Source organism: Paenibacillus sp. OV219 (assembly GCF_900110075.1).
Lineage (GTDB): Bacteria > Bacillota > Bacilli > Paenibacillales > Paenibacillaceae > Paenibacillus_Z.
The window spans coordinates 1-26,389 of the sequence record NZ_FOCJ01000013.1 but is presented as its reverse complement, the minus strand read 5'-3'; the positions used below and the strand labels follow the sequence as shown (position 1 = coordinate 26,389).

At 47.1% G+C, this 26,389-nt stretch carries 38 protein-coding genes, 1 rRNA gene and 1 pseudogene; 6 read left to right on the top strand and 34 right to left on the bottom strand.

The window, feature by feature from the left end; translation table 11 throughout:
* Positions 1-75: 75 nt before the first annotated feature.
* The 23 genes from BMY11_RS24770 to BMY11_RS24660 form a co-directional block, all read right to left on the bottom strand.
* The gene (locus BMY11_RS24770) at positions 76-594 is read right to left on the bottom strand and encodes a GNAT family N-acetyltransferase (protein WP_090582459.1); all 519 of its coding nucleotides are present in this window, start codon (positions 592-594) and stop codon (positions 76-78) included.
* A 17-nt stretch (positions 595-611) separates the two neighbouring features.
* Positions 612-1,073 (bottom strand): GNAT family N-acetyltransferase, encoded by a 462-nt coding sequence (locus BMY11_RS24765; protein ID WP_090582457.1) that lies wholly within the window; start codon positions 1,071-1,073, stop codon positions 612-614.
* A 24-nt stretch (positions 1,074-1,097) separates the two neighbouring features.
* Entirely contained in the window at positions 1,098-1,643 is a 546-nt protein-coding gene (locus BMY11_RS24760) for a GrpB family protein (protein ID WP_090582455.1), read from the bottom strand.
* Positions 1,644-1,667: 24 nt separating this feature from the next.
* Positions 1,668-2,093 carry a metallothiol transferase FosB gene (gene fosB, locus BMY11_RS24755; protein ID WP_090582453.1) on the bottom strand — a complete coding sequence of 142 codons (426 nt, stop codon included), beginning with the start codon at positions 2,091-2,093 and terminating at the stop codon, positions 1,668-1,670.
* Positions 2,094-2,120: 27 nt separating this feature from the next.
* Positions 2,121-2,456: a helix-turn-helix domain-containing protein gene (locus BMY11_RS24750; protein WP_090582451.1), complete on the bottom strand. Its 336-nt coding sequence runs from the start codon at positions 2,454-2,456 to the stop codon at positions 2,121-2,123.
* Positions 2,453-3,007, bottom strand: a complete 555-nt coding sequence (locus BMY11_RS24745) for an NUDIX hydrolase (protein WP_090582449.1) — start codon at positions 3,005-3,007, stop codon at positions 2,453-2,455. Before BMY11_RS24745 ends, BMY11_RS24750 begins: the two co-directional genes overlap by 4 nt.
* Positions 2,970-3,503: a DNA topology modulation protein gene (locus BMY11_RS24740; RefSeq protein ID WP_090582447.1), complete on the bottom strand. Its 534-nt coding sequence runs from the start codon at positions 3,501-3,503 to the stop codon at positions 2,970-2,972. The genes BMY11_RS24745 and BMY11_RS24740 overlap by 38 nt, the downstream gene beginning before the upstream one ends.
* 14 nt (positions 3,504-3,517) lie before the next feature.
* Positions 3,518-3,784 carry an HIT family protein gene (locus tag BMY11_RS24735; protein WP_090582445.1) on the bottom strand — a complete coding sequence of 89 codons (267 nt, stop codon included), beginning with the start codon at positions 3,782-3,784 and terminating at the stop codon, positions 3,518-3,520.
* A 64-nt stretch (positions 3,785-3,848) separates the two neighbouring features.
* The gene (locus BMY11_RS24730) at positions 3,849-4,457 is read right to left on the bottom strand and encodes an FMN-binding negative transcriptional regulator (protein ID WP_090582443.1); all 609 of its coding nucleotides are present in this window, start codon (positions 4,455-4,457) and stop codon (positions 3,849-3,851) included.
* A 34-nt stretch (positions 4,458-4,491) separates the two neighbouring features.
* Positions 4,492-4,662 (bottom strand): hypothetical protein, encoded by a 171-nt coding sequence (locus BMY11_RS29515; protein ID WP_256217773.1) that lies wholly within the window; start codon positions 4,660-4,662, stop codon positions 4,492-4,494.
* Positions 4,663-4,809: 147 nt separating this feature from the next.
* On the bottom strand, positions 4,810-5,196 hold the full coding sequence (locus BMY11_RS24720) for a hypothetical protein (protein ID WP_090582439.1): 387 nt from the start codon (positions 5,194-5,196) through the stop codon (positions 4,810-4,812).
* Entirely contained in the window at positions 5,193-5,759 is a 567-nt protein-coding gene (locus BMY11_RS24715) for a hypothetical protein (RefSeq protein ID WP_090582437.1), read from the bottom strand. The genes BMY11_RS24720 and BMY11_RS24715 overlap by 4 nt, the downstream gene beginning before the upstream one ends.
* A gap of 4 nt (positions 5,760-5,763) precedes the next feature.
* Complete coding sequence (locus BMY11_RS24710) at positions 5,764-6,219, bottom strand: GNAT family N-acetyltransferase (protein WP_090582435.1); 456 nt, start codon at positions 6,217-6,219, stop codon at positions 5,764-5,766.
* A gap of 4 nt (positions 6,220-6,223) precedes the next feature.
* Positions 6,224-6,508, bottom strand: a complete 285-nt coding sequence (locus BMY11_RS24705; RefSeq protein WP_090582433.1) for a hypothetical protein — start codon at positions 6,506-6,508, stop codon at positions 6,224-6,226.
* Between the two features lie 43 nt (positions 6,509-6,551).
* Positions 6,552-7,361 (bottom strand): inositol monophosphatase family protein, encoded by an 810-nt coding sequence (locus BMY11_RS24700; protein WP_090582431.1) that lies wholly within the window; start codon positions 7,359-7,361, stop codon positions 6,552-6,554.
* A 90-nt stretch (positions 7,362-7,451) separates the two neighbouring features.
* On the bottom strand, positions 7,452-7,685 hold the full coding sequence (locus BMY11_RS24695) for a hypothetical protein (protein WP_090582429.1): 234 nt from the start codon (positions 7,683-7,685) through the stop codon (positions 7,452-7,454).
* A 16-nt stretch (positions 7,686-7,701) separates the two neighbouring features.
* Complete coding sequence (locus BMY11_RS24690) at positions 7,702-8,037, bottom strand: hypothetical protein (RefSeq protein WP_090582427.1); 336 nt, start codon at positions 8,035-8,037, stop codon at positions 7,702-7,704.
* Positions 8,034-8,702, bottom strand: a complete 669-nt coding sequence (locus tag BMY11_RS24685; RefSeq protein ID WP_090582425.1) for a zinc dependent phospholipase C family protein — start codon at positions 8,700-8,702, stop codon at positions 8,034-8,036. Before BMY11_RS24685 ends, BMY11_RS24690 begins: the two co-directional genes overlap by 4 nt.
* A 44-nt stretch (positions 8,703-8,746) precedes the next feature.
* Positions 8,747-9,193: a GNAT family N-acetyltransferase gene (locus tag BMY11_RS24680; protein WP_177182814.1), complete on the bottom strand. Its 447-nt coding sequence runs from the start codon at positions 9,191-9,193 to the stop codon at positions 8,747-8,749.
* Between the two features lie 14 nt (positions 9,194-9,207).
* Positions 9,208-9,999: an HAD family hydrolase gene (locus BMY11_RS24675; protein ID WP_090582421.1), complete on the bottom strand. Its 792-nt coding sequence runs from the start codon at positions 9,997-9,999 to the stop codon at positions 9,208-9,210.
* Positions 9,974-10,336, bottom strand: coding sequence for a hypothetical protein (locus BMY11_RS24670; RefSeq protein ID WP_090582420.1), 363 nt, complete (start codon positions 10,334-10,336; stop codon positions 9,974-9,976). The genes BMY11_RS24675 and BMY11_RS24670 overlap by 26 nt, the downstream gene beginning before the upstream one ends.
* 33 nt (positions 10,337-10,369) lie before the next feature.
* Positions 10,370-11,005 (bottom strand): pyridoxamine 5'-phosphate oxidase family protein, encoded by a 636-nt coding sequence (locus BMY11_RS24665; protein ID WP_090582418.1) that lies wholly within the window; start codon positions 11,003-11,005, stop codon positions 10,370-10,372.
* A gap of 147 nt (positions 11,006-11,152) precedes the next feature.
* On the bottom strand, positions 11,153-12,091 hold the full coding sequence (locus tag BMY11_RS24660; protein ID WP_090582416.1) for a VanW family protein: 939 nt from the start codon (positions 12,089-12,091) through the stop codon (positions 11,153-11,155).
* Between the two features lie 220 nt (positions 12,092-12,311).
* Here BMY11_RS24660 and BMY11_RS24655 point away from each other — a divergent pair, with 220 nt between their 5' ends.
* Positions 12,312-13,304, top strand: coding sequence for a Gfo/Idh/MocA family protein (locus BMY11_RS24655; protein WP_090582414.1), 993 nt, complete (start codon positions 12,312-12,314; stop codon positions 13,302-13,304).
* 273 nt (positions 13,305-13,577) lie between these two features.
* On the opposite strand, the gene BMY11_RS24650 is transcribed toward BMY11_RS24655, so the two are convergent.
* Positions 13,578-14,495 (bottom strand): acetamidase/formamidase family protein, encoded by a 918-nt coding sequence (locus BMY11_RS24650; RefSeq protein ID WP_090582412.1) that lies wholly within the window; start codon positions 14,493-14,495, stop codon positions 13,578-13,580.
* Positions 14,496-14,609: 114 nt separating this feature from the next.
* On the opposite strand from BMY11_RS24650, the gene BMY11_RS24645 reads away from it, so the two are divergent.
* Positions 14,610-15,026 (top strand): VOC family protein, encoded by a 417-nt coding sequence (locus BMY11_RS24645; protein WP_090582410.1) that lies wholly within the window; start codon positions 14,610-14,612, stop codon positions 15,024-15,026.
* An 80-nt stretch (positions 15,027-15,106) separates the two neighbouring features.
* Here BMY11_RS24645 and bshB2 read toward each other — a convergent pair whose 3' ends face one another.
* From bshB2 to BMY11_RS24630, 3 genes are all read right to left on the bottom strand, one after another.
* Positions 15,107-15,766 (bottom strand): bacillithiol biosynthesis deacetylase BshB2, encoded by a 660-nt coding sequence (gene bshB2, locus BMY11_RS24640; protein WP_090582407.1) that lies wholly within the window; start codon positions 15,764-15,766, stop codon positions 15,107-15,109.
* A gap of 22 nt (positions 15,767-15,788) precedes the next feature.
* Positions 15,789-16,133 (bottom strand): YojF family protein, encoded by a 345-nt coding sequence (locus tag BMY11_RS24635; protein WP_090582405.1) that lies wholly within the window; start codon positions 16,131-16,133, stop codon positions 15,789-15,791.
* A gap of 194 nt (positions 16,134-16,327) precedes the next feature.
* The gene (locus tag BMY11_RS24630; RefSeq protein WP_090582714.1) at positions 16,328-17,563 is read right to left on the bottom strand and encodes a serine hydrolase domain-containing protein; all 1,236 of its coding nucleotides are present in this window, start codon (positions 17,561-17,563) and stop codon (positions 16,328-16,330) included.
* Positions 17,564-17,815: 252 nt separating this feature from the next.
* Here BMY11_RS24630 and BMY11_RS24625 point away from each other — a divergent pair, with 252 nt between their 5' ends.
* The gene (locus BMY11_RS24625; RefSeq protein ID WP_090582404.1) at positions 17,816-18,196 is read left to right on the top strand and encodes a hypothetical protein; all 381 of its coding nucleotides are present in this window, start codon (positions 17,816-17,818) and stop codon (positions 18,194-18,196) included.
* A 52-nt stretch (positions 18,197-18,248) separates the two neighbouring features.
* Here BMY11_RS24625 and BMY11_RS24620 read toward each other — a convergent pair whose 3' ends face one another.
* From BMY11_RS24620 to BMY11_RS24610, 3 genes are all read right to left on the bottom strand, one after another.
* Positions 18,249-19,730, bottom strand: a complete 1,482-nt coding sequence (locus BMY11_RS24620) for an aldehyde dehydrogenase family protein (RefSeq protein ID WP_090582402.1) — start codon at positions 19,728-19,730, stop codon at positions 18,249-18,251.
* Between the two features lie 90 nt (positions 19,731-19,820).
* On the bottom strand, positions 19,821-19,970 hold the full coding sequence (locus tag BMY11_RS29015) for a hypothetical protein (RefSeq protein ID WP_177182813.1): 150 nt from the start codon (positions 19,968-19,970) through the stop codon (positions 19,821-19,823).
* Between the two features lie 133 nt (positions 19,971-20,103).
* Entirely contained in the window at positions 20,104-20,784 is a 681-nt protein-coding gene (locus tag BMY11_RS24610; protein ID WP_090582398.1) for a serine/threonine protein kinase, read from the bottom strand.
* 42 nt (positions 20,785-20,826) lie between these two features.
* On the opposite strand from BMY11_RS24610, the gene BMY11_RS24605 reads away from it, so the two are divergent.
* Positions 20,827-22,182: an ATP-binding protein gene (locus tag BMY11_RS24605; RefSeq protein ID WP_090582395.1), complete on the top strand. Its 1,356-nt coding sequence runs from the start codon at positions 20,827-20,829 to the stop codon at positions 22,180-22,182.
* A 47-nt stretch (positions 22,183-22,229) separates the two neighbouring features.
* The gene (locus BMY11_RS24600) at positions 22,230-22,847 is read left to right on the top strand and encodes an ankyrin repeat domain-containing protein (RefSeq protein WP_090582393.1); all 618 of its coding nucleotides are present in this window, start codon (positions 22,230-22,232) and stop codon (positions 22,845-22,847) included.
* 57 nt (positions 22,848-22,904) lie between these two features.
* On the opposite strand, the pseudogene BMY11_RS24595 reads toward BMY11_RS24600, so the two are convergent.
* The 3 genes and pseudogenes from BMY11_RS24595 to BMY11_RS24585 all read right to left on the bottom strand — a co-directional run.
* Positions 22,905-23,276: pseudogene (locus BMY11_RS24595) on the bottom strand (orotate phosphoribosyltransferase); the annotation flags it as partial.
* A 49-nt stretch (positions 23,277-23,325) separates the two neighbouring features.
* Positions 23,326-24,348 (bottom strand): DUF2332 domain-containing protein, encoded by a 1,023-nt coding sequence (locus BMY11_RS24590; RefSeq protein ID WP_090582392.1) that lies wholly within the window; start codon positions 24,346-24,348, stop codon positions 23,326-23,328.
* A gap of 149 nt (positions 24,349-24,497) precedes the next feature.
* Positions 24,498-24,869, bottom strand: coding sequence for an NUDIX hydrolase (locus BMY11_RS24585; RefSeq protein ID WP_090582390.1), 372 nt, complete (start codon positions 24,867-24,869; stop codon positions 24,498-24,500).
* Between the two features lie 378 nt (positions 24,870-25,247).
* Between BMY11_RS24585 and mraY the strand changes: the two genes are divergently transcribed.
* Positions 25,248-26,198: a phospho-N-acetylmuramoyl-pentapeptide-transferase gene (gene mraY / locus BMY11_RS24580; RefSeq protein WP_090582387.1), complete on the top strand. Its 951-nt coding sequence runs from the start codon at positions 25,248-25,250 to the stop codon at positions 26,196-26,198.
* Positions 26,199-26,305: 107 nt separating this feature from the next.
* Here the strand turns inward: mraY and BMY11_RS24575 are convergent.
* Positions 26,306-26,389: ribosomal RNA gene (locus tag BMY11_RS24575) — 23S ribosomal RNA — on the bottom strand; the annotation flags it as partial.

Genomic DNA, 26,389 nt, shown 5'->3' with positions numbered 1-26,389 from the left:
TTAGTTATTGAGCTTCTTCGCAAACCGATAGCCTGTCACCGCATAACCGCGATTCTTATAGATCTAGTCTTTCTTTTATGACCGATTCAGCCTATACACCATAAGCTCTTCATCGTAATAGACGCCTCTATATTTCAAAGCGCAGCGCTCCAATCCGTACACTTCAAATCCGAGCGACAAGTATAGCTTGCGGGCTTGCTCGTTGCTGGTAACGACCATAAGCGTAACTTGATCGAGATCCTCTACTCTTTCGACGCGCTCCAATAGGTGCTGAAGCAGCTTTCTTCCGACACTTTGCTGTCTTGCCTTCGGACTGACAAACATGCCCCAGACGAAGCCTTTGTGCTGCACCTTCGTGCCATCATACCGGCGAAAACCGACCATACCGACTAGCTCGCCTTCCTCCGTATATGCGCCAAGAATGAAGTTATCCGCTTGGAGTTGGATTCGGCCCCTAACCGTATCGAGCGGAGTGCCGACAGAATCCTCGTAAGTCGCACCGAATGCTTCCGGACTGTCCTGCAGCGCCAGCAATCGCAGCTGCCAGTAGGCCTCCACCTCATCAGGTGTAATCAGCTTAATCTCTATCTTCATCGCTTAACCATCTCTCCTCATACCAAGTGCTTCTTGTAAATCTTCGTCTCACTGCCATCCAAATAATAGCCCTTCCCCTCGTATGCCCAGCCGTATCGCTCGTAATAGCCGCTAAGCGTCGTACTCAGGTAGAGCGCGCCATAACCTTCCGCGGCGGCTTCATTCTGGACATGCTCCATCAGCCGGTTCCCAAGCTGCCGCCCCCGATAAGCAGGATCAACGAATAGACAAGCGAGCCACGGACAGAAGTCTTGCCGGCTGATCAGATCATTCCGCAGTAACGCGCACATACCGACGAATCGGTCATCCTCTACAGCCACATAAAATTGAGGCAAATCCGTTTCTCCCGTAAGCGAATGTTCAATGCAATCCCGATAAAACGCCAGATTGTGCTCCGTACCCCAATGGGTCCAAATATAGTGAATAGCCCGCTCGATAAACGCGCGGGGCTGATCATGCAAGGCCTCAATTGTAATCATCGCTAGCCCCTTCCTATGAAGCTGCTACATATCCGATATGCCAGGACGCCATCCTGTTTCTTGACTCCAGCTGCTTGCTCTGCGCATAATGTCCCAGATATACGGCTCCTTCTCGTCTACATAGCGCTCCCGATCATCCCGATAAAGCTCCATTAGCCGGAGCTTAGCCTCTTCGTAATAGCTCGCCTCATTCGGCATCGCTCTTACATAATCGCGGAATAACAGCGCAAACTGCTCGCCGAAGCTCCCTTCTTCCCTTACGTGAATATGGGTTCTTCGCATGCCCGTTCCCTCGCGAAAATACCGCTTTGTCCGTTCCCCATTGCCAGCTCTATACACATATCCGAGCGACTCCAATGGCTGCTGATAGACGTTTACCGGCTCTAACGCGCGGACCGAGATTTGAATATCAATGACAGGCTTGGCTGCAAGCCCTGCTATAGCTGACGAACCGATATGATCAATTCGGGTTGCACGATCGCCGAGCGACTGGCGCATCCGTGCACCGATCTCTTGGAACTCCAGAGCCCAGATCGGGTCGTAAGGTACAACGATTATCGGATCGGCCAACGTCAATCAAGCTCCTCTGCTATTTTACTCATCATAGAATGTCATATGCGGTTTCGTCTCACGGTAGTAAGCGAGCCGGTCTTGAAGGCTGCCTGTATGCAGCTCAAATTTATGACCGTCCGGATCTGTAAAATAAATCGAATTCCGATCCTCTGCCGCACGATCCCGCCCAGACAGAATATTCACACCGTGTTCCTCCAGCTTGTGCAGCCACGCATCAAATTCCGACTCCGCAATCGTAAACGCCATATGAGTGTAAGACTGTTGAATTGCTATTCGTGGAATATCCTTCTCTTCGTTTAGCGCGAGCCAAAGCCCGCCTAGGTCAAAATAGGCTAGCGACCTGCCCACAACAAGCAGCTTCGCCCCTAATACTTGCTCGTAGAAGGTGATCGACTGCTCCAAATCGGACACCGAAAAACAGAGATGATTTAAACTTATGAGATTCATCGTACAGTCTTCTCCTCCGTGCTATTGTTATTGATACTGCTTGCGTTGCGTTGCCGTCTCTTTAATCCATGCGGCAAGCTCGTCGCGGCTTACATAGATTTCATTGTTAATTTTGAAATAAGGAAACATTTTGCCCGTATAAGTCCCTGTCGACTCTAGCACCGTCTCTTCGAGAGTAATAATCGTAGTGATCTCATCTTCTGAGAGATGCAGATAATCCGCCGTCTCGGCAATACTCATCAGCGGTCCGTACTTGCTCGCATCCTCTGCTTGGTGATTGTCTTTCAACAGATAACAGCCTCCGAGTATGGAAGCTGCAATGATAATTGCACTTATTAGATTGCTAATTGAAAAAGTTTTCATCGCAGTATCGTCCCGCCTATTCTAAATGGTTCAAGCTCCTCCAGCAGCAGCTTTCGATCCCACTCAATCTCTTCCCGTACCGGATATGAAGTAACGCTGGCGAGAACGCCGTCCTTGAATACAGAATAATGGTTGTAACAGCCTTGCTGCTCCAGCATAAGCGGCATATATTTGGGCAAATGCGTTGCGACGCCTACATTGTCCGGATGCATAATCCACTCCACATTTTTCCAATCGAGGATACCTTCGTCCGTCTTTATCGGAGTTGCATATGGATAATCTGCATCTAGCACAGCCATATACAAGTACATGCCGCCAAAATAATCCGAATCGACCTGCCACGTCACAAGCCCTTTGAACATGACACGTAAAGCGACGGACTTTATGCCGGTTTCCTCGAGTATCTCGCGTTCAATCGAATCCCGCGCCGCTTCTCCTTCTTCCAGCTTGCCACCAACACCATTCCAAGCGCCCATCCAAGATGACTTCTCTCGGTTCAGCAGTAGGATTTGATCATTTCTGCGTATGAACCCGATATTGTATTTGATCATGTAACAGTTCCTTTACTTGTTTTCTTGTTTGGAGAATAATCACTTGCTTCCCACTCGCAGCAGCCTGCTCCAGCTTGTTCAGCGTCTTCATTCGGCTGCGCTTCGGATACTGCCATACCCATTTGACAAATGCCCAATCTATCTTTTCTTCACAGCCTTCATTCATATCTGGTCGCGTCTTCTTATGGAACATTACTCTCCGTTTGAAGATTCGATACATACAGAGCCACCTTGGCATATCCAGCAAAATAATCAGATCAGCCCGTTCAATCCTCTTATCCATCGTGCGTGAATAGTTCCCATCAATAATCCATTGCTCTTGCATCGTTAACCGCTCTATCGTTTGGTCCCATTCTGCTTCCTGCGGCATCACCCAGTTCGGTTTCCAAAAATGCGCATCAAGATGGATTACATGAAGCGACCAGATGCGGCCAAGCTTCTGCGCAAGTGTTGATTTTCCAGATCCCGGAGAGCCTATGATAAGAATGCGGTTCACTTTAAGTACGCCTCCTATGGCTTCATTAGAGCCTGGATTGCTTGCGTTAGCTTGTCTTTCACTGCCCCCGGCGGTTGTGGATTTGCGTCTTGCTCCGGTTCCAGCCAGCCGAATCCATCGCCTTGATACCTCGGGAAGACATGCATATGATAGTGTCCGAGGTCGTTTATTTTCCCGCCATTTTGGATAACGCTAATGCCATCTGGCTCATAAACGGCCGACAGAGCCTTACTCACGTGAACCGATGCCGTCATGATAGCAGCGAGCACAACTGAATCCATCTCCACTAGCTCTGCAAAAATGTCTGCTAACTATTCGCAATGCTGCAGCCTAGACAAGTCGTGCTCATTCGTTATTCCCCCGCATCAACCGCGCGATCTCCTGCGCATTTGAGCTCGAAGATTGCTCCAGCTTATTGATAACGAGCGCTTGGCGCTCTTTGGAATGTTTTTGGCTCAGCTTCCATTTGCCTTCCAAACGATCCATTCGGATCCGGAACCCGACGATCCCTCTCATCAGTCCGTCTATAACTTCTCTGTTCGAGTCGTCAATGCGGTACGCACTTCCCGGCTCCTCGTAGATTTCGATCATTTGATTCAAGCACCTCAGCAGCTCTGCTTCGTCTTCAATCAGCTCGGCCTGACCGTATGCATGAACAGCTGTATAGTTCCAGGTCGGCACAGACTGATTCGTTTCATACCACGAGGAGGAAATATAGCTGTGCGGCCCTTGAAAGACAGCCAGCACTTCTTGCCCGCCAATATCGGCCCACTGCCGGTTTGCTCTCGCAAAATGCCCGATCAGGCACCTGTTCTCCCGGTCCAGTATGAGTGGCAAATGTGTCACAGTCGGATGACCACCACTCGTTGAGAACAGAGTCGCGAAGCTGTAACGCTCCATATGCGCGAACAGAGTCGCTTCGTCCTCTACAAGTGTATGTTTTGGAATATACATGCTTATTCGCCCCTTTAGCCCTGCCTTCTCTTATCTAGCCGTTCCCATCACCAATCTCTACGATCATATGAATGTCGAGCGGCTCTTTCCTTAACAGCTCCTCATCTGGCTTGGCAGTAAGCTGCGCTCTGCCGCTGCGATAGAAGGATACCGCCGAGCGGGTTTCCGTTGATGATATATAGAGCGCCTTCGCCCCTCTTCGGATCGCTTCCTCCCGCAGTTGCTGGAAGATTGTACTGCCGATCCCTTGCCGGCGATATGCTCGGAACGGTCGATTTGGCGCAGAAGCCGCGCATCCGTTTCGGTCATTTCTCGATATTGAATCATTGGTTATTAACCTCCGGCGTCGTGACTAATAATTGTCCAAGTTTTCCTTTATCGTTAAGTCAAGTTCGCCATTGTCCTTCAAGGAATCGATGTTGATGACGGCTTCACCTTTATACCCAGGCTCGATATAACCGAAAATAGCGGTTGATTGCTTACCTTGTCCAGTCTCGTAAACAAGATTAATACTTGCCTCTCCATGCACATCAGGGACAAGGTGGACATGCTTGGTCGAATGGGCACTCACCGTTATGACCTTCGGTCCACCGGGATATTCAATGGATAAGTGCCGCACATCCTTGTCCAGATTATTGTTAATCGTAATTTGAAAGCCTCCATGATCATAATCAACGACAAACATGACGGCGAAGAATGCGACTATCGCGACACATACGAGCAAAATGGCTTTTTTCAAGTTCTGCTCCTTCGTTCTGCGTGTATTCTATTAACGAACTGATCGATAATTTCATCATCCCATAATTGAAATTCAATATATCGTTCAGGTCCGTGGTCCCCGTTGCTATTCCATATCTGGGGTAACCCATACTGATCGACTAAAGCTGCAATCTCTGATTTCGTATAGACTTGCTTGCGATAGGGCTTGCCATCTTCGTAACGCATAGTCGGGAACAAATCTCCGTAGGTAAAGCTGATCCGATCATCAGGCAGTTCGTCCAAGCTGATCGATAACTTGCATGGGATCGTGTACCAAGATTCAAGCCACTGACAAGCTTCCAGCGTGAAGTAATACGGAAATAAGCTTCTCGGTTGCCCACCTTTGTCGGTGAATAGACTTCTTGCCATGCGCTCTACGTCCCGCCTAATCGACATGTAATCCGGCGAGCGCCGACTTGCAAATTGATTGCCAGCTAACCTAATGCGGTTCATAATCTGATCCGCTTCTTCTGTCGGCAAGCTTGATAAATTACGAAAAGGCCCGATGTCTTGTTCGTAATAATGATACAGCGTATAGGACATCTCCCTACAAATCCTTCCCCATACAAACACTATCTTCGCTGCCGATATAAGGCTCATAGTTCTCAATCTGCACATAGCCGAGCTTCGTATACAACGCAATTGCTTCCGGTTGTCCTGTTCCGGTCTCGAGAATCGCCCTTCTATTGCCTTCCTGCTTCGCCCATTGTTCGAGCTCATTCATAATCGCGCGGGCAATCCCTCTACCACGCACCTCTTCCAATACAAACATTCGCTTCATCTCGACGATGCCAGCCTCTTCGGCTTCACGATAACATCCGCAGCCTACAGGCTTATTGTCCACATAAGCCACTATCGCTTTCGCACCTAATTTCACTTGATTGAACCCGTGGAAGAACTGCTGCGTGTCCGGATATCTATTCCACAAATCCCGATCGAGCAGCTCAATCAAATAACCAAAATCCGCATGATCAGTCGTCACTTTCTCCAGTTGAATGCCCATTCGTTTACACGTCCTTGTTTTGTTGGTCGAATTCTCTATTCATCGCTTTTATTTTATTCATATATGATTTGATTGGGTCAAGCAATGCAAAGATAGCTCCGACGATGATGCACAGCGCCCCGAGCCAATAATTCAGGGATAGATCAAGCGCATAGTTATCCGGGGTATACGATCCAGCCGCCGCCGCTTGATAGGCAGCAAAGCCCAGCTTCACCGTAAACGCCTCAACCAGCTTGGAAACGGTAATAATGAGTACACCAACCAGAATCGAAACCACCGATAGTATCATTCTAACTGTCCTCAAGAAATCCCTTCCTCTCCGGAACCATTACTCATCTTTGACTACCAAGCCCCGCTCTCACAACTTCGAGCAGCTGGTCCTTATGATCAGGATGGCACGCAATGAGATAGGGTTCATCCTTCATGCCAGTGAACGAATTACCGTCAAAATCAACGATGACGCCTCCGGCTTCCTTCACCATAAGCAGACCTGAATACAGATCATCACCTTCTGAGTTGTAGAGGACAATGCCATCGAGGTTTCCTTTTGCCAGCATACACCAGAGTAAGGTCGGCGCCCAGAGACGAAGCATTCTCTTGAAGCTTGTATCGATATGCTGTCTGAGCGCGACGGCTGCCAGATCATTCTGAACGCCATGCCCTTGAATCCACCCAATGTTCCCTTTGGACAAGTTAGCAGTTGGCTTAACCTCGATCTGATGCCCATTACAGAATGCGCCTTTACCTCGTACAGAGACGAATAAACGATCAGTTAAGGGCTCATAGATGATGCCTAGTACCGGCTCGCGCTTATGTATCAATGTGATTGATGACGAAAAAACCGGCAGTCCAATCGCAAAATTATTCGTACCGTCCAACGGATCAATCATCCACAGCCAATCGTTCTCCTCACCGATAATACCCGCTTCCTCGCTATGGATTTGATGCTCGGGAAATGCTTCGCGGATTCGTTTGATTATCACTTCTTCTGCAAGTAAGTCTACTTCCGTTACGATATCGCCAAATTCATCCTTCGTCCGTAGCTCGGCATAATTATCGAACTTCGCTTTGCAGATTTGTCCTGCCTCGCGAATCACAGTCTCTGCCAGCAGTCTAGCTGATTGAATGATCGTCTCGTACAAGCTGCTTCACCTCGGTTAAATAATAGTTGAGCAACATTTTACCATATACATCCATGTATCGCAGTAAGTTTCGATTACGGTGCCTCAACCTTATCGACTTTTATCGCCGGGAGCGGAAGAATAGCTTTCCTGTCTAGTGAACTGAGGCAAAACCTCCTCGGCAACATAGCTGCCTTTCATCTCACCAGCAAGCTCAGGATGCAGATAGATCGTTCTCAGCGTATCTTTCACACTACCTAATATCCATGCATAGAAGACAACATAGACAATAAGAAATATGAGTATGGATACCAGCACCCATTTAAGTTTTAGAAGCAAACGCAATGCAGCTCTACCTCCTCTACCAATATCTCAATCCTCTATACCGGCACAGCATCAGGCATATCAAATAGACGATACTTATAGCGCCTACTAGGCAATATATGCTCGAAGTGGTTAGCATCACAACGCCGTATGGTACACTCCAGAGGAATGCGATTATGAGGGTAACGACACGCGATTGCAATAAGCCTATAGCAAACAAACAGGCTGGCAGCACAATCATCTCGAAAGAATGAACGGGACTGAACTTCGTCATCCCATCAAAATACGGATCAAGACAAACGAGCAGCGTCCAGATCAGCAGCGCCAACACACAAACCGAATAGCCTGCAAGTTTGATTAGAGGCAGCTTCATGAAACTCTCGCTCCACGCGCGTCAGCCTGCCTCACATTCCATTCTTGGAACAAATGCTGCAGCTCTTCGGCAGTTTGTTTGATGAACGCAAGCACCGCTTCAGCAGAGAAATAGAGCGGCATTATCTTCGGCTCGTTATCGGGTTCGTTCAACCATTCTAGCTTCAGCTCTCGATAGTGGTTTACTTCTTGCTCCGAAACGAGCGGTTCAAGACCCTCAGGCCGCGCCTGCGAAAGCGTAAGAAGGATATCCCCCGCCCATGTTTGCGTCTGCAGCAGCATAAACTCCGACTGACTCATTTCTTCATTATAGACATCACGAATGCTCCGACTCTGTTCTTCACCGCCAAATTCCAGTTCAAACCTCGCATAGATCGTGTCGGTCCACCTCACGTCGGCGTATATATGAGCGATATACCCGAGTACGTAATCTGCCCGATCACTCTCCCGTTCATCTCCAAGATAGTGCAAGCAAGCTTGCTTCAACTGCTCGACACTTGGAAGCCGCTCTCCTGTAACGAAATGCGTAGCGCCTTTCTCCGCACGAGTCACTTGTCCTCTCGCATGGATCGCGTCTGGTGCAATACTTCCTAGCAGGAAGCTGGGAGAGGGCTGTCCATCGTACAATTTCTCCGCAATTCCAAAATGAACCATTGGCCAAGGCAATTCAGTCCACCTCCTTATGTATAGCAGTCTCGTCCAAGTCATCGTTACAGCTTAAGCTCCATCTCGTGCGTTGGCTTGAAGCCCATTGTCTCATACAGATGCCTGCCATCTGGTGAAGCTAGCAGCCGAATTGTTTTCACTTCGCCAGCTTGAAGCCAGCTGATCGCTTCTTCCGTTAATCGGCGCGCATAACCGCGATTGCGATACTCTGGCATGACATAGACATCTCCGATAAATCCGTAACGATCCGGCTCATAGAAGCAGTAAGGAATATCTGACTTCAAGAACGCGCCAGCGCACGCGACAATTCTTCCTTCTTCTTCCAAGACGAAATGAATAGCAAGAAGGTTTCGGTACATCTCGCCATAGGTCGCGTGAATCTCGGCTGATGCATCTGCCTTTAGGTAATGCTTGATGCCGGCTTCTTCGAACATTTTTATTTTCAGCTCAACGATGGTCTTTATTTCTTCTGCAATCGCTTGTCTAATCAATTGGGGCATCTCCTTTACAAATCAGCGAGAATCCGATCAAGTACGATACTCACGCCATCTTCATCGTTCGTTAACGTAACTTCATTCGCAGCTTCCTGCACATCGAGTGGTGCATTTCCCATCGCCACGGAATAGCCGGCCGCTTGAAGAAGCCCAAGATCATTATAGTCATCGCCAAAAACAAGCAAGTCCGACATGTTTAACCCGAGTTTAGCGCAGAGCAGCTGGACTCCCGCCTCCTTCGATGCTGATAGGGACATGATCTGGATCAGCTTACCGCCATCTGTGATTACGATATTTAATCGAGAGGAGAAACTAGAAGCCAATGCGGTTACAGCCGTTTCGTCTATGGAGGTAAGTAAGATCTTAGTGGGATGATGCTCTTTCAGTTCATGAATAGCTTTACGAATCGGATGGCTTTTCCTTCGTGCGACGACTGCGTACTCAACATCCCCAAGACTGAACCATTCATCCTTCACTTCAATACTAAATTCTACATTCGGCGCAATGTCGAGGCAGTGATCCAAGAACGCACCGAACAATTCCTTCTCAATTGGAAAATGGTACTCCTCACCGTCAAGCGGACTTCGAATGAACGCACCATTGTAATAAATGAACGAACCGACTGCGTACAGTTCTTCCGGCAGCAGCTCTCTCACCGCGCGTGGAGGACGCGTTGTCGCATAGATAATAGAGAGACCACGTCGATGACACGCAAGCACAGCTTGTTTGGATCGCTCTGAAACTTGTTTCTGTGAATCAAGTAGTGTTCCATCGAGATCAAGTACGAGGGCTGAAATCTTCATCGTTCACATCCTTTGCGTTCAGTGATTGAGATTTCTCATGCAGCTCAGCGACAAGCTTACGGAAGCTTGTTCGGACCGATTCGTTCAACTCCAGATCGCGCACATATTCATTATTAAGCAGAAGCTTCTTTATAGCCTCCTCCGTCTTAATGATGAAGCGATACTGCTCGCTGCTGGCATAGAACTGGTCGAACCATTCTTGTTCTTTCTTCAGCTTCCTCAGCCGCTTCCTGTATCTCCTCTCGTCTTTACCGGCGAACAGGCCAGAACTCAGATCCACCATTGCTTCTCCAAGAGCTTCAAGGAGCGTCGAGATCGCATCAGATATTAAAATCATGATGAACCGCCTCTTATCTCTATATTTTCAATCTTAATACAACCTTTTCTCATAACTATCGCGCAGCGCGGCAGCTATCTCTTCTTCCGTCTTGCCAAGCTTGCTTGCATGATCGACCAGTATCCGTGCCGGATTCGGTAGCGTTTCCTCTACGGGCCAACTTCCCTGCTCCCACAGCTTCGAGCGCTTGAACGCTTTGGCACAATGGATGAAGCCTTCTTCTATTTCGACGCCGATCCCGAGCAGAGGTATTTTTCCATGTGCTTCCAACGGTTGTAACCGTTCTTGCTCCTTAATAATGCATGCGCGGCCGTTAATGCGCAGTGTCTCTTCGAGCCCAGGTATAATAAATATCAGTCCGATCTGGGGATTGGCAAGAATATTTCGAAGCGTATCCATTCGCTTGTTGCCGGGACGCTCCGGGATGAGCAGATGGGTATCATCGAGCACCGCCACGAATCCCGCTGCATCGCCGCGCGGAGACACATCGCAAGCTCCTGATGCATCGCTCGTTGCGACGAAAACTAATGGTGATCCCGCAATAAACTCCCGGCAGTGCCGATCGAGTCTTGAAAAGACTTTATTCCTTACGAGCTCGCTCGGATAACCAAGCATCGAACGCAGCTCCTCTTCCGTATGAACGATTTCATTAAAGAATGGTTTCAACATAGTTGTACCTCCAACTGTGATTACCGTAATGTCGCCGCCAAAATATCCTCCCATTATAGCAGTCTCTGAATGAGCTGGAAATAACAAGAAGGCTACAGCGCCTATTGGCGTTGTAACCTTCTTGTCCTCTCATTTCCTCACTAAAAATCAATGAATCGGGTAAGTTAATTCATTATCTTCTGTTGATGCGGAGATTTCCTCCGGCAGATGTCCAAATGACATACCGGGTACTTCTCGTGGTTTAAATTCGATGACGTCGGAGGAGTAGATGGAAACAAACAATTTGCCTGGAGCTACCTGAGCTCGTATGAGGATCGGCTGATTATAGAGATTCTGAAAAACAAAATCGGGACCATCCCAGCTAACAGTCGCGTCACGCCCCGGCCCTACATACGGAACATTGCGGCTGTGAGAGTAACGTTTCACGATATGAAGCCCAGCACGGTCGCTCGCATTGAACAAAGTTGAAGAAACCTGGCATATCCCGCCGCCAATCCCCTCCGATAATTCACCTCTTACGATGATCGGTGCATCCAGGTAGCCTTTTTCTTTCGTGCGCTTGCCGACGACTTTATTGAAAGAAAATGTTTCGCCTGGGAAAATGACCGTATTATTAATCGCTTTTGCAGCCAGAAGGATGTTCTGCGAACGGTTTTTGTTACGGACGTTGAAGTAGGTCGCATACTGACCAATAGGTTTTTCCTTTATGTTCGCCAGCAGTTCTCGGTCAACACGCGGATAGACGGTGACAAGCGGCATATCGATAACGGACGAGCCTGAACCGTAAAAGAAGACGAAAAACTTTTCGGTAAATACCCTCTCATTGAGTCTGTGACCAAACTTCTCGGAAGTAATTCCCCCTCGATCATTAATTACCGCGTTAAGAGGAGCTTCATAACTCTGACGTTCCAAGGTTTTTACAAGCCGGTCGAATTTGTCCAAATCCACCATCGTGAAACCGGGCGATGCATAATCAGCGCGATTGATGATGACAGAGGGCTGTCCATGAAGCGTCACAGATAAATGCTCAGTACTATCGCCCAGCTGGAGCATCCCTAATATCCCCGTCATCCAGAGCCACTTCATAAGGAATCCTCCTATCTTCCACTTTTTGGATGTATTTTGTCCGTTTTTCATTAAATTATGCTGCCCGTTGACAGGACGACGAGAAAGGAGTTCAAGCTATCCGCGTGAGACCAGATTCAAAATCTTATTGTACATTGCTATTCCATGCAAAACATGTCATTCTACAACAGGAAGAGGGTTCTTACGCACGTTAATCCAAACTAGTAGGAGGAATATTAATATGATTCGCGTAGCCATGTTGAGCTATTGGCATGTACATGCCTGGGATTACACTAATCAGGTGCAAGCTAACCCAAACCTAGAGGTAGCCGCAATATGGGACGAGCTTCCTGCCCGCGGACAGGAAGTCGCTGACAAACTTGGCGTTCCGTTCTTCGCTGATTTGGATGAATTGCTTGCCCGTACAGATATTGATGCAGTCGTCGTAGATGCGCCTACAAACATTCACCGTGATGTGATGGTGAAGGCAGCTCGCGCAGGCAAACATATTTTCACAGAGAAAGTGGTTGCAGCTACGCTGAAAGAAGTGAATGAAATTAAAGCAGCTGTACGTGAAGCAGGCGTCAAATTCACGGTTTCGATGTTTCGTCTGAACGAACGCTATACGCCAACAATTAAAGGGCTGATTGATTCCGGAATATTCGGCCAGTTGACTCAAGTTCGAGTACGCTGCGCACATAACGGTACGACTGGAGATTGGCTGCCAGAGCATTTCTACAATCTTGAGCAATGCCGCGGCGGCGCACTTATCGATCTAGGCTGTCATCCCGTGTATCTGACTCGCTATCTCCTCGGGCTGCCGCAAAGCGTAAGTGCAAGCTTCGGGTATGTTACCGGCAAAGAAGTGGAAGACAACGCAACGGTAACGCTTCGTTATGAGAACGGTGCAATCGGTATCCTCGAAACAGGCTACCTCACCCCTCACTCCCCATTCTGCATCGAAATTCACGGTACAGAAGGCTCACTCCTCTACGGGTTCCCGGATGACGTGATTCGTGTTCGCAGCAACAAGCTGGAACAAAAAGAATGGGTTCCAATCGAGTTTCTCCCTGAGCTGCCCACTGCAATCGAACAATGGGCCGGCCATATGGTGAATGATACGCAGGCTAACGAGAATAACGAGCTGGCAACCGATTTGACGAGAGTCATGGAAGCGGCTTACATTTCTGTGGCTGAGAAACGCATAGTTGCGTTGTCTGAACTGCAAGAATAAATCCGTTTGCTTCACCACACACCACTAGGTGCACAACTAGATTGGAAGGCGAAAGATTCACCAGTATAAAGCAAAGCCACCTCTGTTAGAGGTGGCTTCAGGCTGTCGAGAAAGTGTCGACAGCCTTTTCTTCACACAAACAGTTTAACGCGACAATGCGGTAATGCGTTGTAATACGAGTAACATATACGAATGGATGGTGTCGCGATGCTACGCTCAAATAAAGCGAAACAGCAACCGGCAGCCTCATTCTGTTGTTATTGAACTCTCGTTTCACGATAGCTTTAATTGTGATAAAACCGATTTCGGCAGCTTGCAAACTACGCTGTAGGCGGGGTTAAACATGTTTGCAATTTCATATTCCACTGCTTGTCCCAGCAACAAGCTGGCTTCCGAAGACGTTAAGCCGAAATCTTCCTGCAGCAGCCGAAACATTTCGGTCGTTGCATGTTGAAGCGCCTGGTCAAGCGGCCGTGCATTGCCGATACAAAACCAATGCGTATCGGTTTCACCTCTCGGCCAGCCTATCATTTTTCCTTTTTGAACGCTAACTGTGAACCGAACATCCATAGATATTTCGAGCCCTGTACCGATGATTTCTCCATCGCCTTGCAAGGCATGACCATCACCCAAATAAAACAATGCACCTTTGGACGACACCGGAAAATAAACTGTAGTGCCTGCGACCAGTCCTTTATAGTCCATGTTACCGCCATACTCGCCGCTCGTAGCAGTTGAGATGAATTGTCCATTAGAAGGTGCTACACCAAAACAGCCTAGAAAAGGCCGCAAAGGCAGCTTCAATTCAGCCAGCCCTGGCGATGGCTCCTTTAGAAAAGCAACCCCCTGTGGAACATCCACCGTCCAGTGTACGATGTCCGATGCAGGCAATGCAGCAGCAACATATGGTTCGATAACTGCTGGGGCAAGCATGTTGGTTGTCCAAGCCCAATCGCGGTTCGGAGTGATTGATTCGAATTGAACTGCTAGCGTATCACCGGGCATCGCTTCTTCTACATAGAAAGGTCCTGTCATTGGATTCCCGCGAGCAGCTGCGCTTTCGCCGTTTTTGTCCCAGCCTCTCGCATCGACTGTCGTCGTAATGACCGTATCCCCATCCCGAATCGTCAATATAGGTGGATGCTGGCCTATTGTATTAAAATAATGCTGAGGTATGAACTGATAAATCATTGGCTATGCCTCCCATTACATCAAGTTTTTGGCTAAACATAATTGTATCGAGATATAGATCTTGGTTTGACATCCAATTTTTCATAATGCTACTGTATATTTGAGGTAATTGGAATGGCAGAAACAGCCAAAAGTATGTTTGTTAATCTACCAGTAAAAGACCTGAAGAAATCTATGGAGTTTTTCACCGAAGTCGGCTTTGAATTCAACCTAAACTTCACTGACGACAATGCAACTTGTATGGTCATCGGAGAAAACATTTACTCCATGTTATTGGTTGAAGAGTATTTCAAGACCTTCACCAAGAAAGAGATTTCTGATGCATCCAAAACGACCGAAGTCTTAATTGCATTAATGGTCGAGAGCCGCGAAAAAGTGGACAAGTTAGTTAACAGCGCGATTTCAGCAGGTGGCAATATTGCAAAAGACACACAGGATCTCGGCTTCATGTATCAGAGAAGCTTCCTAGACCTAGACGGTCATCAATGGGAAATCGGCTTTATGGATGAAAGTGCGATCCCGCAGGAGTAAGCAATTTTGGGATTGCTTGATTCATCAATTTAGGGATGGTGTAGGATGGCCGATGACCGTTTCTGAATTGTAATCGAGTTTTATGAGAATCGATACGTCCAGAATCGTTCCATACCGAAGCGTGCCTGGATCTCTTCATCCGATAATTTCTTGTTACCTAACAATTCGGCGGCTTGGAACTGGGACTTATGGGCTTGAATAGACGCCATCTTCTGTTTCAGGAAACCTGTAACGTCATTAATGATATCAGGCTTACCGATCTCTTGTTCGTGATTGTTTGCGAATGCCAAGCAATGCAAGGTCGGCCTACGGTCGGCAGTCATTCTGCCGATCGTACGGACGACTGCCGCCCCGCATGCGTTGTGATCGGGATGAACGCTCAGCGTCGGGTGGAAAGTAATGACGAGCGAAGGATTCAGCTCTTTCATGAGCGCTTCGATGCTTCCGTCTAACTTCGCTTTATCCTCGAATTCGATCATTTTGTCGTGAAATCCAAGCATTCTGATATCCCGGATGCCAATGGCGCGGCAAGAAGCTTCCAGTTCCTGTTTGCGTATGACGGGTAAAGTGACCCGGTTCGCGAAAGGCGGTATTCCCATGTTGCGGCCCATTTCTCCTAGAGTTAAACAGGCGTAAGTGACTTCCGTCGAACCTTGGTCGAGATACATGGCAATCGTCCCTGACACGCTGAACGCTTCGTCGTCAGGATGCGGGAGTACAACTAGGATGTGTCGTTCCATATTTGTTCAAATCCCCTTTACCTTAGAATGGTTCCCTGCTCAATTGCAACGCCACGACGAGTTTTCCTGCAGTATCGTGACCTGCAAGGATAAGCCTTTCGGAATCCGTCTCCTCATAGTGGGTAAGCCCCTCGGAATAAACCCAGCCTTGCTCCGTTTTCAAGCCGACACGATAAGGGCCGTCCCCGGAAATCGAGCCGTGGGAATAACGAATAACGGCATTCGAAATAAAGGTAGCGGCTGGATGTTTTGTTTGATCCAGATGCGCTGCATAAGCTCCCGTTGTCATCTCGAGATGGATATATAAATCCCAATCGATCAGTATATCTATAAATTGCTGGACCTTCGTTTTGTCGATGGGCTGCATTTTCTTTCCTCCGAACGCTTTTTTTGAATTTCACTTGTATCTTTACTCGTATTTAATCGCTCTATTTATTATTATATCAAAAACAATTCTTATTTTAAAAATCTACCCGTTAATTGAACAAAGGCTACCAAGTGGCAGCCTCTGTGATGTAGTGCTATCGTACATGATAGGTGTAATCGGTCTACGGCCTGATGTTAGTTTTCAATTGCTTGATAGACCGTGGTCCAAAAATCGTGAATCAGCCGCGCTGAATCAGGGGTGGACATCCCGACCTGGGTGAGCAGGATTCCGATAAGCTTGTTGTCCGGGTCAACATAGGTCGAGGTGCCGCTTCCACCGTCCCAGCCGAACTGGCCGATGGACGCGTAGTCACCGCGGTAAGTGCGCACCGCCATTCCCATGCCCCATCCGCCGTGCTGCCCTTGGCCGAATGACACATGAACGTTGTTGGCAGCCATGGCGTTCCGAGCGGCTTGATGTTCAGGCGTGAGCCGGTTGGTTGTCATCAGCTCGACGGCGGGCCGGGACAAGATCCGTTCGCTCCCGTGCATCCCGTGATTCAGAAGCATCCGGAAGTACGCGTGGTAATCATCGACAGTGGAGACTAGCCCGCCGCCGCCGCCCTGAAATGCTGGAAGCTGGCTGTGCCGTCCCCCTTTGGACTCGTCCCACACGATGAACTCTCCGCTCTGCGGATCGGGAGCGTAGAGAGGCGGCAATCGGTCCATCTTATCAGCGGGCACATGGAAACCGGTGTCCTTCATACCCAGGGGATCGAAGATGCGTTCGCGCAGGAACGTCTCAAACGACTGGCCCGTGACCCTTGCGACGAGCACGCCTAGTAGATCGTTGCTGATGTGATACTGCCAGCGTTCTCCGGGTTGATGCATTAGCGGAAGCGTGCCCAGGCGGCGCATCCATTCATCCGGCTCGGGCATCGGTACTGGCAGATCGGGCGTAAGCCCCTGCCCGATGATCGCGCCCATGATCGGAGTTCCAAGTAATGTCAAATCCATGCCGAGCCCGAACGTGGAGGTCAACAGATCCCGTACGGTGATTGGCCGCCGCGCTGGCACGGTGTCGTCGAGCGGTCCGTCGATCCGCTTCAGCACCCGTCGGTTGGCGAGCTCAGGCAGCCACGTCTCTACCAAATCATCTAGCCGCAGCCTGCACTCGTCGAGCAGGACCATTGCCGCTGCGATCGAAACCGGCTTGGACGTCGATGCCATCCGAAAGATCGTGTCCCGAAGCAGCGGCTCGCCACCGTCATGGCGCATCGTACCAATTGCTTCGACATGCGTCTCAGCAGGCCGGCTAATCAGGGCGACGAGCCCCGGAATCTTCCCGGATTCAACATGTCGTGCTAGCACTTCGCGCATTCTGCGCAGCCCTGGTTCAGAGAATCCGCTGTGACTGTGACTTTGTCCCATCATCTTCTGCATGTGGTTCCCTCACTTTACCTTTTTTATCAGCCCTCATCCAACCTCTTTTCCCATTCCATAAAATGCTAGCAATATTTACTAAATCCAGCAATGTGAATAAAGGCTTAATCGTTGACAAAAGATGTTGTCAATAAACCGCGTATGCTGCACCTAATCTTCCAACTCTAGAGATTAGTCTATTCACATATGAAAATATTTTCATAGATTACAATACGTCATCCAAAAAGGAGTTGACCCCACATGCCTTTTACAACAGGGGTTGTAACTAACACAAGAGACTTCGGTACAGCTGCTGCTTACATCGTTGTGAACATAAGAAATTTAGATATAACCAACGCAGCAACAATTGAGGTCCAGATATTTGCATCTGTCGATTCTAGTCTGTTCTATACACTGGACTTAGTCGCTTACGTTGTACCTGCGAATTCTTATAACGTGAGAGAATTTTTTATAGAAGGAAATGTTGCATATGAAGTTCAGATTCTTGCAACAGGTACACTTCTAACGCCAAATGTAGTCATGTCTGTCTACGGAATAAATGAATTCGGAAATATGGTCACGGAACAACGTTTCGCTCAGACCGAACTAAGCTTTATTCCATCATTGAGTCCTAGTATGTAAATATGATTGTATAACAATAAGAGCTTTGGCGGCTTCGCCAAAGCTCTTATTGTTATTGCATATTAATCCAAACGCTTTTGACTTCGGTATAGTTACGAAGCGCATAGTCGCCCATTTCACGCCCGATGCCAGATTGTTTATAGCCCCCAAACGGAGAAGCGGCGTCAAACATATTATAGCAGTTCACCCACACCGTGCCTGCGCGAAGCCGATTGGCTACGTAATGCGCGTTTTTGAGGTTCTCGGTCCAAAGACCTGCGGCAAGTCCGTATTCACTGTTATTGGCGCGTTCGATCACATCATCGATTGATTCAAACGGAATCGCGCACACAACCGGACCAAAGATTTCTTCTCGAGCTATGGTCATCGACTCGTCAACTGCAGCAAAGATCGTCGGTTTAACGAAGTAGCCTGCATCAAAGCGGTCTTCCCCGCCGCAAACAAGCTCCGCGCCTTCCACGCGTCCTTGGCGAATATAGCCAAGCACTTTTTGCTGCTGCTCCAGCGACACAAGCGGTCCCATTTCCGTGTCAGCATTCGTTCCGGGTCCCTGTTTAATTTTTGCAGCGAAGGACGCCATGTCAGCAACCACGTTGTCATACGCTTTTTTCTGAATATAAACGCGGCTGCCAGCACAGCACACCTGTCCTTGGTTAAACATTACGCCCGAAAGCGCACCGGGGATGGCGCGTGAGAGATCCGCATCTGGCAAAATAATATTCGGTGATTTGCCGCCAAGCTCTAAAGTGATACGTTTTACGTGGTCCGCTGCTTGACGCGCGATGAGTTTGCCAACTTCCGTGGATCCGGTGAAGGCAATTTTATTCACGTCAGGGTGATTGACAAGCGCCTGACCAGCCGTTTCGCCAAAGCCTGGAACAATGTTCACGACGCCGTCTGGAAAACCAGCTTCTTGAATGAGCCTTGCCAAATAAAGCGCAGAAAGTGGCGTTTGTTCAGCCGGCTTCAATACAACGGTGCAGCCTGCGGCAAGGGCTGGCCCAAGCTTCCATGCCGCCATTAATAGCGGGAAGTTCCACGGTATGATTTGTCCAACAACGCCAACAGGTTCGTGCCTTGTGTAATTAAAATATTCTCCAGCAACGGGAATTGTTTGTCCGGTAATTTTGGTTGCCCATCCGCCAAAATAGCGGAAATGATCTATCGCAAGCGGAAGATCGGCTGCTCGCGTTTCGCGGATCGGTTTGCCGTTATCAAGCGACTCGAGCTGCGCAATCTCTTCGCGGTTTGCTTCAATTAAATCAGCCAGTTTAAACAAGAGGCGACCGCGCTCCGAGGCGCTCATCGTACGCCAAGGCCCATTTTCAAAAGCCTGTCTTGCCGCAGAAACGGCGCGATTAATATCCTCTTCTTTGCCTTCGTGCACCAGTGCAAGCGGCTTTCCGGTTGCCGGGTTGTAGCTCACGAACGTTTGGCCTTCTGCTGAAGGTATAAATTGACCATTGATGAATAGCTGTTGCGGCGTCTTAAGTAGATTCTCAATTGATTGGATAACATTAACTTCCTGTGCCATTAGTAGACATCCCTCCATTTTTGATTTATTGTTTTCACTACAATTACAAATATATGGGGGAATGTCCATTTTAATAACTGAGCTATACTTTTATAAGTGGAATGGCGTTGGATGAAATTCAATATCTTCCCGATGTAACGATACGCTCATATTTATATCATTCACTGCGCTAAGTACGAGATGATCCGTCAGAATTTTCACTTGTTTACCTTGCGTATCTAGACCTTTGTATGTCGACAAGATCAATCCACCTAAATGCCTATCTTCGCCTATAATCTGATCGTTTTCGAATAACTGCCATTTGATATTGCCACGCAGCCCCTTCCTCTTCACCCTCCACACTTTGCAGGAGGATTTGTGTCTTTCATCTATTTTATTTTCGCTTCCCGAAGAAAAGCTGGCTCACTCGTTTAGAGAAATCTTCAATCCCGAAACTCGCCGTATCAATGCGATTATACCAGTTCGTTATCGTTTCCAAGATCCATAAAGGCACATGTACCTCGTTGATCAACGGATAAAAATGTTTGTATGTCCATATCAAGTGTTCCCAACGACTATCGTTGCCTTCTTTCATATATTCCGATACGTCCAGAACCTTGCCTCTTCCATCTTGCAGAAGTACGTTTTTGAGATGGATATCTCTTGGGTTTAGCCCCTGACTACGGACAAACGCCCTGGCATCTTCAACGTCCTGCATAGCTTCCTCTGGCACGCGGATACCTTGTAGCAGACAATCATATAGCGTAATTCCTTTTTCAAAACTTAATACTAAATAGTTAGCTCCGACTCCATAACATCGTGGGAAATACTGCGACTCTTGCAAGCGGCTGTATATCATTTCCTCAGCTTCCTTTTTCTCTGAAGCCTGATTGGAATACACTTTATATGCGTAATTTGGAGTGTTAGCGTAATAAAAGACTGCGGCATCCGTCCCGATACCGATGCATCGCAAATCTTCAGCACAACCGATGACCGAAACAGGTTTATTGTTGTCATGTCCAACAACCTCGATTTCTCTCAATGCTTCCTCGACATGCTTCCAGTCTGCGATCACAAACATCCTCTCCTTCGCACGACCTCTTTATAGGGGTATACGATGCAAATCCGTTATTGTTACACGTGGACTGAAAATAATACCCCACCGCTTGAAGGAAATGACTGCCCTTCTCTCGAAAACAAAGTCAAGGACTCACGAAAGGAACAGCCTATGCCCTCTCACTCCGACCTTATTCTCAATGCCTTCATTATTTTCCTGCCTTTGATTTTTTACCGTCCTTTCTATAAGGACAAGCAACCGCTTTTCATGTACGTGTTGTTTCTGATTCCCATGATCATTACGATGACCTTTCCGGTCAAAATCTTCGACTCGGTAATCGACCTAAGAGGAATTCCGCTCGTGATTGGCTCTCTCTACGGCGGTCTTTACACGACATTTCTCTTATTCGGCAGCTTACTTGCATACCGACAGCTCTTAGGCGACATCGATCTGTTTCATTACTTCCTCTCATTGTTGCCGACGATCGTTCTGCTGTTATTCCTCTCTAAATCGTATGAGAAAGCCAGTGCCAATAAGAGAATGCTGCTTGTTTCCGGCATCTGTTTCTTTTTGCGCGTGACGGTCGTCAATCTTTACGCCTTGCTCGAAGGCAAGACTTCTTTTTTTATGGAGTCGTTCGTTCCGAGTTTGCCCATCATCTTCGTGCAGTGCATCATGGCGATGATGCTGGTATTCATGATTGAGATGATCCGTACGCAAAATCGGATGCAAGAGGATATCATCCAAGCGGAGAAGATGAAGGTCGTCAGCGAAATCGCGGCGTCCGTCGCGCATGAAGTCCGTAACCCATTAACGTCCGTCCGCGGCTTCATCCAGTTACTGTCCGATCCGGTACTCAGCGACCGTAAGCGTAAAGAGTTCTCCACTATTACGCTCGAGGAGCTAGACCGTGCGGAATCGATCATTTCAGATTACTTATCGCTCGCCAAGCCGCAAAGCGAGAGGCTCGAACCGATTGTCCTGGAAGAGGAGCTCAACAAGGCGTCCCAAATTCTGAGCTCCTACGCGAATTTACAGAGCGTAGAGATCGTAACGGACATAGCGCTCCCTGCGACGGTATATGGCAGCAAGTCCAAGTTCAGGCAAGCCATCATCAATATCGGCAAGAACGCCATCGAGGCGATGCCCGGCGGGGGGATGCTAACCTTGACTTACACGGTTAACGAGCCTAAGCGAACTGTCACCATCACGATCGCCGATACCGGTATCGGTATGAACGAGGAACAGATTAAACGGTTGGGGGCACCTTATTACACGACCAAAGACAAGGGCACCGGTCTTGGTACCATGGTAATCTTCAGTGTCATTCGAGGAATGAACGGCACGATCGATGTTCGCAGCAAAGAAGGCGCCGGTACCACATATTTCATCACACTGCCATTGACGCAGCATTAAAAGAATCAGGCGTAGCAGCCAGATAGTAGAAAGGAGCTCCTCATTTGATGCAGAACTTTCATGGTTCCCACACGAAACTAAATGAAATCAACTATTTTACAGCAATTGAAAAAGGTGAACTTACAGCGGTAAAGAATCAACTGGATCTCGGAGTAAATATCAATCTTACAGATGCTAATAAGAGATCTGGAATCCTCATCGCGACCGACAATCATCACTTTGAGATGGTAAAGCTATTTCTTAACTTAGGTGCGGATGTTAATATTGCTAGCGATGAAATTGACAATACGCCTATTATGATTGCTAGTGTAAAGGGATATGTTGATATTGTGCGACTGTTGATTGAACAATCAAACCCGGATATGACCATCTTAAACGGTTATGGAGGAACAGCTTTAATCCCAGCATGTGAAAAAGGACATGTAGAGGTCGTCCGATTGCTGCTTGAACAAACGAATGTTAGTGTCAATCACGTAAATATACCTGGCTGGACTGCCCTATTAGAGGCCATTGTCCTATCAGACGGAGGAATAAACCAGCAAGAAATTGTTAAGTTGCTGCTTGAATACGGAGCAAATAAGAATATCGCTGACAAAAATAATGTATTGCCGATTGAACACGCCAGAGAAAATGGGTTTACCGAGCTTGTTCACATTCTGTCTTAAGTATCCTATCATTACATAAAAAGTGGCTACCATATTAATGGCAGCCACTTTTTATTCTTATCTCGTCTTCATGAGATCTTCCATCCTAAACAATGAGCGGAACATCAGTCCTGAATTTTTCCAGATTATCTCTGCCTTGTTGCTCACGTTCGATGACACATAACACATGATTTACAAGAGCACCGCATTCCTTTAAATCTTGCGCACTCAACAATATTTGTCCGCCTGTCGTTACAACGTCTTCAATGATACAGACATTCTTGCCTTTGACATCTATGCCTTCAGCCAATTTACTCGTTCCATATTCCTTCGCTTTCTTTCTAACAAATACAACTGGAATGCCTGTTTTTAACGATAATGCTGTCGCAATAGGAATTCCTCCCATTTCAAGACCACCAATATCTCCGTCCCTACTGGAGTCCTTTCTTTCCACTTCGGTCACACTCCTGTATGGATGCATTATAGTTGAATCATGAATTCATAATCTCCACTTAAACCAACGACCGTGGCCATCCGTTTCTGCCAGCGTTTCGCAGTGTTCATTCCCATTGATGTAATAATCAAGATGAAGGTCGAGGTCCCACATATTGTTATACAGGTGAAACACATTTCGTCCTTCACCTAAAGATTTTATATACGCACACAAATTTATTTTCGAGTCGGATGGGATCTGGTTGGCTACATGGGTGTGAAAAATGCAAATTGTTGAATCCTCAGGAATCGTTGAGACGATTTGGGGAAGTAGAGATATCCCCTCACCCTCCATTAATTCTAGTGAATGGTTTCTTACACAAGTAGCAGCCTGTTCGAAGTAGCAATTCCGTTCATGATGTTCAGGCCAGATTAGTGCTTTCATCCACAAATAATCTTCGGGGACATTCAGGTCATTTATGTGCAAATCTATTCCGATTCTGCGTGAGACAGGTGGGCTATGCTTTAGTAAAAATGGTGCTTTGACACCTTTAATCTCTGCAATTATTTCTAAAGTCGATTGTTTCGCTCCGTATTTTTCTTTTGATTTATAAGAGTAACTGTATTGGTCCCACAAGAGCTGAAAACCCGCACTCGTACCTATTTCTATGAGCGCTAACGGTTTTTGCGTTAGTTGATAGATGCGGCAAAAGCTAGGGTACAGGTACGCGCAGCGTCTCACCTCGTTTGTTTGAACAAGTTTGTTCTCTAGAAGCTGAATAATCTCATTCTCGAACTGCCTGCAGAAATCACTGAAGCAATGATAAGCTTTAGTTGACTCCCCTGGTTCATCTACAAGACTGGCGTAAAATGTAGCTAACTCATGTTCTATCCCGCTTAATAGCAAATAATGAACGGCCCCTAGGAACAGGTTAGGTGCAGGCTGGCCTGGCTTTGAACGCGCAGCCAGTTTAAGCAACTTCTGGTCATCAGCAATGCTCCTAGCAAGCTGCTCATAAAGAGGGCTCGAACCTTTACATTCTCTTTCTGCAAAATTCCTAAACCGTTCGGATAGCGCATTAAAATCCACATCGAGCACCACCTTTTCCAGATGCTGTTATGGTAACACGATGTGTCGATAAACAAAACTTTTTATTTTTTATTGATATTATAGATAATATTTATCGGATTGTATGGTTAAGCGGTTTCAGATTGTTATTAATTCTGGATGTTTACGAATTAATGTTTCCAGTAGTCGAAGGTGAGGAAATGGCTCCAAGACCATATGCTGCGGAAGGTTTTCTTTAAACCCCTGCGTTTCCCAACCAGTATTGGTTCAATGTCTCCTTCTTGCCAGCTTCCATGAATTAAGATTGGATTATCAGAAACGTCATACCAGTATGTAGCTGGGGGTTTAATTGGAGTTAAATGAAGTGTCGCTTCTTCATACGCTTCACGTGAAGCACACTTCCAACCTGTCTCACCAATTTCTTTATGGCCTCCTAATCTAACAACACCTAGCGTTGTTCCGGATTTTGTAGGTCCAACTTGAAACGGAAATAGACCATTTATATTCACATAGACCCCGGCTGTAATAACATTCTCATTCATATCCACTATACCACTCCTTCCTTTCACGTAATGACTCACACCATTTCAGTTTCATCATTTTCTCTAAAAGGTATTTCAACATCCAAATTTGTAAAGTAAATGGGATTATACTTGATTGTTCCTTCTAGCTTTATAGCCTATGATTTACCATTTCGTCTTCATTTATTGAAATGCACTCTAAAAATTCGTATCCATATTTATTACTAAACGCTGTCATTTAAATCCCGCTTTACTATTTACCGCTAGCAACCCAAAAATATGAAAAACTACTAATAAAACCTTCTATTTAAAGGAATGCAACACTTAGGTAAAGTTAATTACGAGGCATTACAGCAGTCTGCAGCCAATATAAATGTACATTGAAAAGGAGTCTTCGGCATGGTCGGAATTTTAGGGATTTCAGGTATTTCTTTTATGCTCGTATTAATGCTGACGCCGCTGCTCATTTGGGGGCTTCGATCCCTGAAGCTGACTCAACCTATTCGAGCCGAATTGCCTCCCGACCATCAAGCCAAGCGAGGAACGCCTTTGATGGCCGGCCTCATCTTGCTAATAGGGGTATTCGCTTCCTTAAACTTCTCACCTGCGCCTCTGATGTTTTTTTTGTGCGTTACGTTTCTATTATTCAGTTCAGTCGGTTTCATGGATGATTTAAAGAAAGCCGCATGGCAAGATCCATCAGGCATTTCCAGCCGCACGAAACTGGTTTTCCAGTTCGTTATTACCGGTATGCTCTTTATCGTTTTGTTCCGTTCATTTGAACTGACAAGCGATATTGCACTATTTAACGGCTTTCAGATTCACTTGCCCGTCTATGTCTACGTCGTCATCCTCATATTATTCGTGGTCGGATCTGCCAACGCTATCAATTTCACGGATGGTCTAGACGGATTATTAATTAATGTTGCCATTCCAACGTATTTTTTCTTTTTCCTCATCTCGGACAAGCCAGAGGTACGCACCTTCTCGCTCGTTATGATTGGTTGTTTGCTTGGATTATACCTCTATAACATCTTCCCCGCAAAAGCCTTCATGGGCGACACCGGGTCACTTGCTATCGGTGGTTCTCTCTCCATCTTGGTCATCCTAGAAAAAGTAGAGATATTGATTCCCATCTTGTTCTCGATATACCTGGCAGAACAATTATCCGTCATTCTGCAAGTCTGGTACTATAAACGCACAAAATTACGCCTATTTAGAATGGCTCCGATTCATTATCATTTTAGCTTAAAGTATGGCTGGAGCGAGAATAAGATTGTCATGATATTTGGTTTTATCTCTTGGGCGTCTGCTCTTATCAGTTGGTTGATTTGGAAATATGCCCTCTGAAAAACATAAAAAAACCCTTGCCTAGGCAAGGGTTTTTTTTATTCACGCCTTGAAAACTGGATACGAACCTTTGCGAAGGTTTCTTGCTTTAGCTGATTTCACTTATTTAGGATAAGCCCTCGACCGATTAGTATTCGTCAGCTGCACACGTTGCCGCGCTTCCACCTCGAACCTATCAACCTGATCGTCTT

Bases quoted from the DNA above. Each gene is read 5' to 3' on its own strand.
- BMY11_RS24625 (WP_090582404.1), top strand. From the start codon at position 17,816: ATGCCTTTTACAACAGGGGTTGTAACTAACACAAGAGACTTCGGTACA.
- bshB2 (WP_090582407.1), bottom strand. From the start codon at position 15,766: ATGGAACGACACATCCTAGTTGTACTCCCGCATCCTGACGACGAAGCG.
- BMY11_RS24735 (WP_090582445.1), bottom strand. From the start codon at position 3,784: ATGGATTCAGTTGTGCTCGCTGCTATCATGACGGCATCGGTTCACGTG.
- BMY11_RS24705 (WP_090582433.1), bottom strand. From the start codon at position 6,508: ATGATACTATCGGTGGTTTCGATTCTGGTTGGTGTACTCATTATTACC.
- BMY11_RS24605 (WP_090582395.1), top strand. From the start codon at position 20,827: ATGCAAATCCGTTATTGTTACACGTGGACTGAAAATAATACCCCACCG.
- BMY11_RS24645 (WP_090582410.1), top strand. From the start codon at position 14,610: ATGGCAGAAACAGCCAAAAGTATGTTTGTTAATCTACCAGTAAAAGAC.
- BMY11_RS24745 (WP_090582449.1), bottom strand. From the start codon at position 3,007: ATGATCAAATACAATATCGGGTTCATACGCAGAAATGATCAAATCCTA.
- BMY11_RS24710 (WP_090582435.1), bottom strand. From the start codon at position 6,219: ATGGGCATTCAACTGGAGAAAGTGACGACTGATCATGCGGATTTTGGT.
- BMY11_RS24635 (WP_090582405.1), bottom strand. From the start codon at position 16,133: ATGCAGCCCATCGACAAAACGAAGGTCCAGCAATTTATAGATATACTG.
- BMY11_RS24750 (WP_090582451.1), bottom strand. From the start codon at position 2,456: ATGAAAACTTTTTCAATTAGCAATCTAATAAGTGCAATTATCATTGCA.
- BMY11_RS24585 (WP_090582390.1), bottom strand. From the start codon at position 24,869: ATGAATGAGAATGTTATTACAGCCGGGGTCTATGTGAATATAAATGGT.
- fosB (WP_090582453.1), bottom strand. From the start codon at position 2,093: ATGAATCTCATAAGTTTAAATCATCTCTGTTTTTCGGTGTCCGATTTG.
- BMY11_RS24730 (WP_090582443.1), bottom strand. From the start codon at position 4,457: ATGTATATTCCAAAACATACACTTGTAGAGGACGAAGCGACTCTGTTC.
- BMY11_RS24715 (WP_090582437.1), bottom strand. From the start codon at position 5,759: ATGTCCTATACGCTGTATCATTATTACGAACAAGACATCGGGCCTTTT.
- BMY11_RS24690 (WP_090582427.1), bottom strand. From the start codon at position 8,037: ATGAAGCTGCCTCTAATCAAACTTGCAGGCTATTCGGTTTGTGTGTTG.
- BMY11_RS24675 (WP_090582421.1), bottom strand. From the start codon at position 9,999: ATGAAGATTTCAGCCCTCGTACTTGATCTCGATGGAACACTACTTGAT.
- BMY11_RS24650 (WP_090582412.1), bottom strand. From the start codon at position 14,495: ATGATTTATCAGTTCATACCTCAGCATTATTTTAATACAATAGGCCAG.
- BMY11_RS24620 (WP_090582402.1), bottom strand. From the start codon at position 19,730: ATGGCACAGGAAGTTAATGTTATCCAATCAATTGAGAATCTACTTAAG.
- BMY11_RS24600 (WP_090582393.1), top strand. From the start codon at position 22,230: ATGCAGAACTTTCATGGTTCCCACACGAAACTAAATGAAATCAACTAT.
- BMY11_RS24660 (WP_090582416.1), bottom strand. From the start codon at position 12,091: ATGAAGTGGCTCTGGATGACGGGGATATTAGGGATGCTCCAGCTGGGC.
- BMY11_RS24665 (WP_090582418.1), bottom strand. From the start codon at position 11,005: ATGTTGAAACCATTCTTTAATGAAATCGTTCATACGGAAGAGGAGCTG.
- BMY11_RS24630 (WP_090582714.1), bottom strand. From the start codon at position 17,563: ATGGGACAAAGTCACAGTCACAGCGGATTCTCTGAACCAGGGCTGCGC.
- BMY11_RS24765 (WP_090582457.1), bottom strand. From the start codon at position 1,073: ATGATTACAATTGAGGCCTTGCATGATCAGCCCCGCGCGTTTATCGAG.
- BMY11_RS24655 (WP_090582414.1), top strand. From the start codon at position 12,312: ATGATTCGCGTAGCCATGTTGAGCTATTGGCATGTACATGCCTGGGAT.
- BMY11_RS24770 (WP_090582459.1), bottom strand. From the start codon at position 594: ATGAAGATAGAGATTAAGCTGATTACACCTGATGAGGTGGAGGCCTAC.
- mraY (WP_090582387.1), top strand. From the start codon at position 25,248: ATGGTCGGAATTTTAGGGATTTCAGGTATTTCTTTTATGCTCGTATTA.
- BMY11_RS24670 (WP_090582420.1), bottom strand. From the start codon at position 10,336: ATGATTTTAATATCTGATGCGATCTCGACGCTCCTTGAAGCTCTTGGA.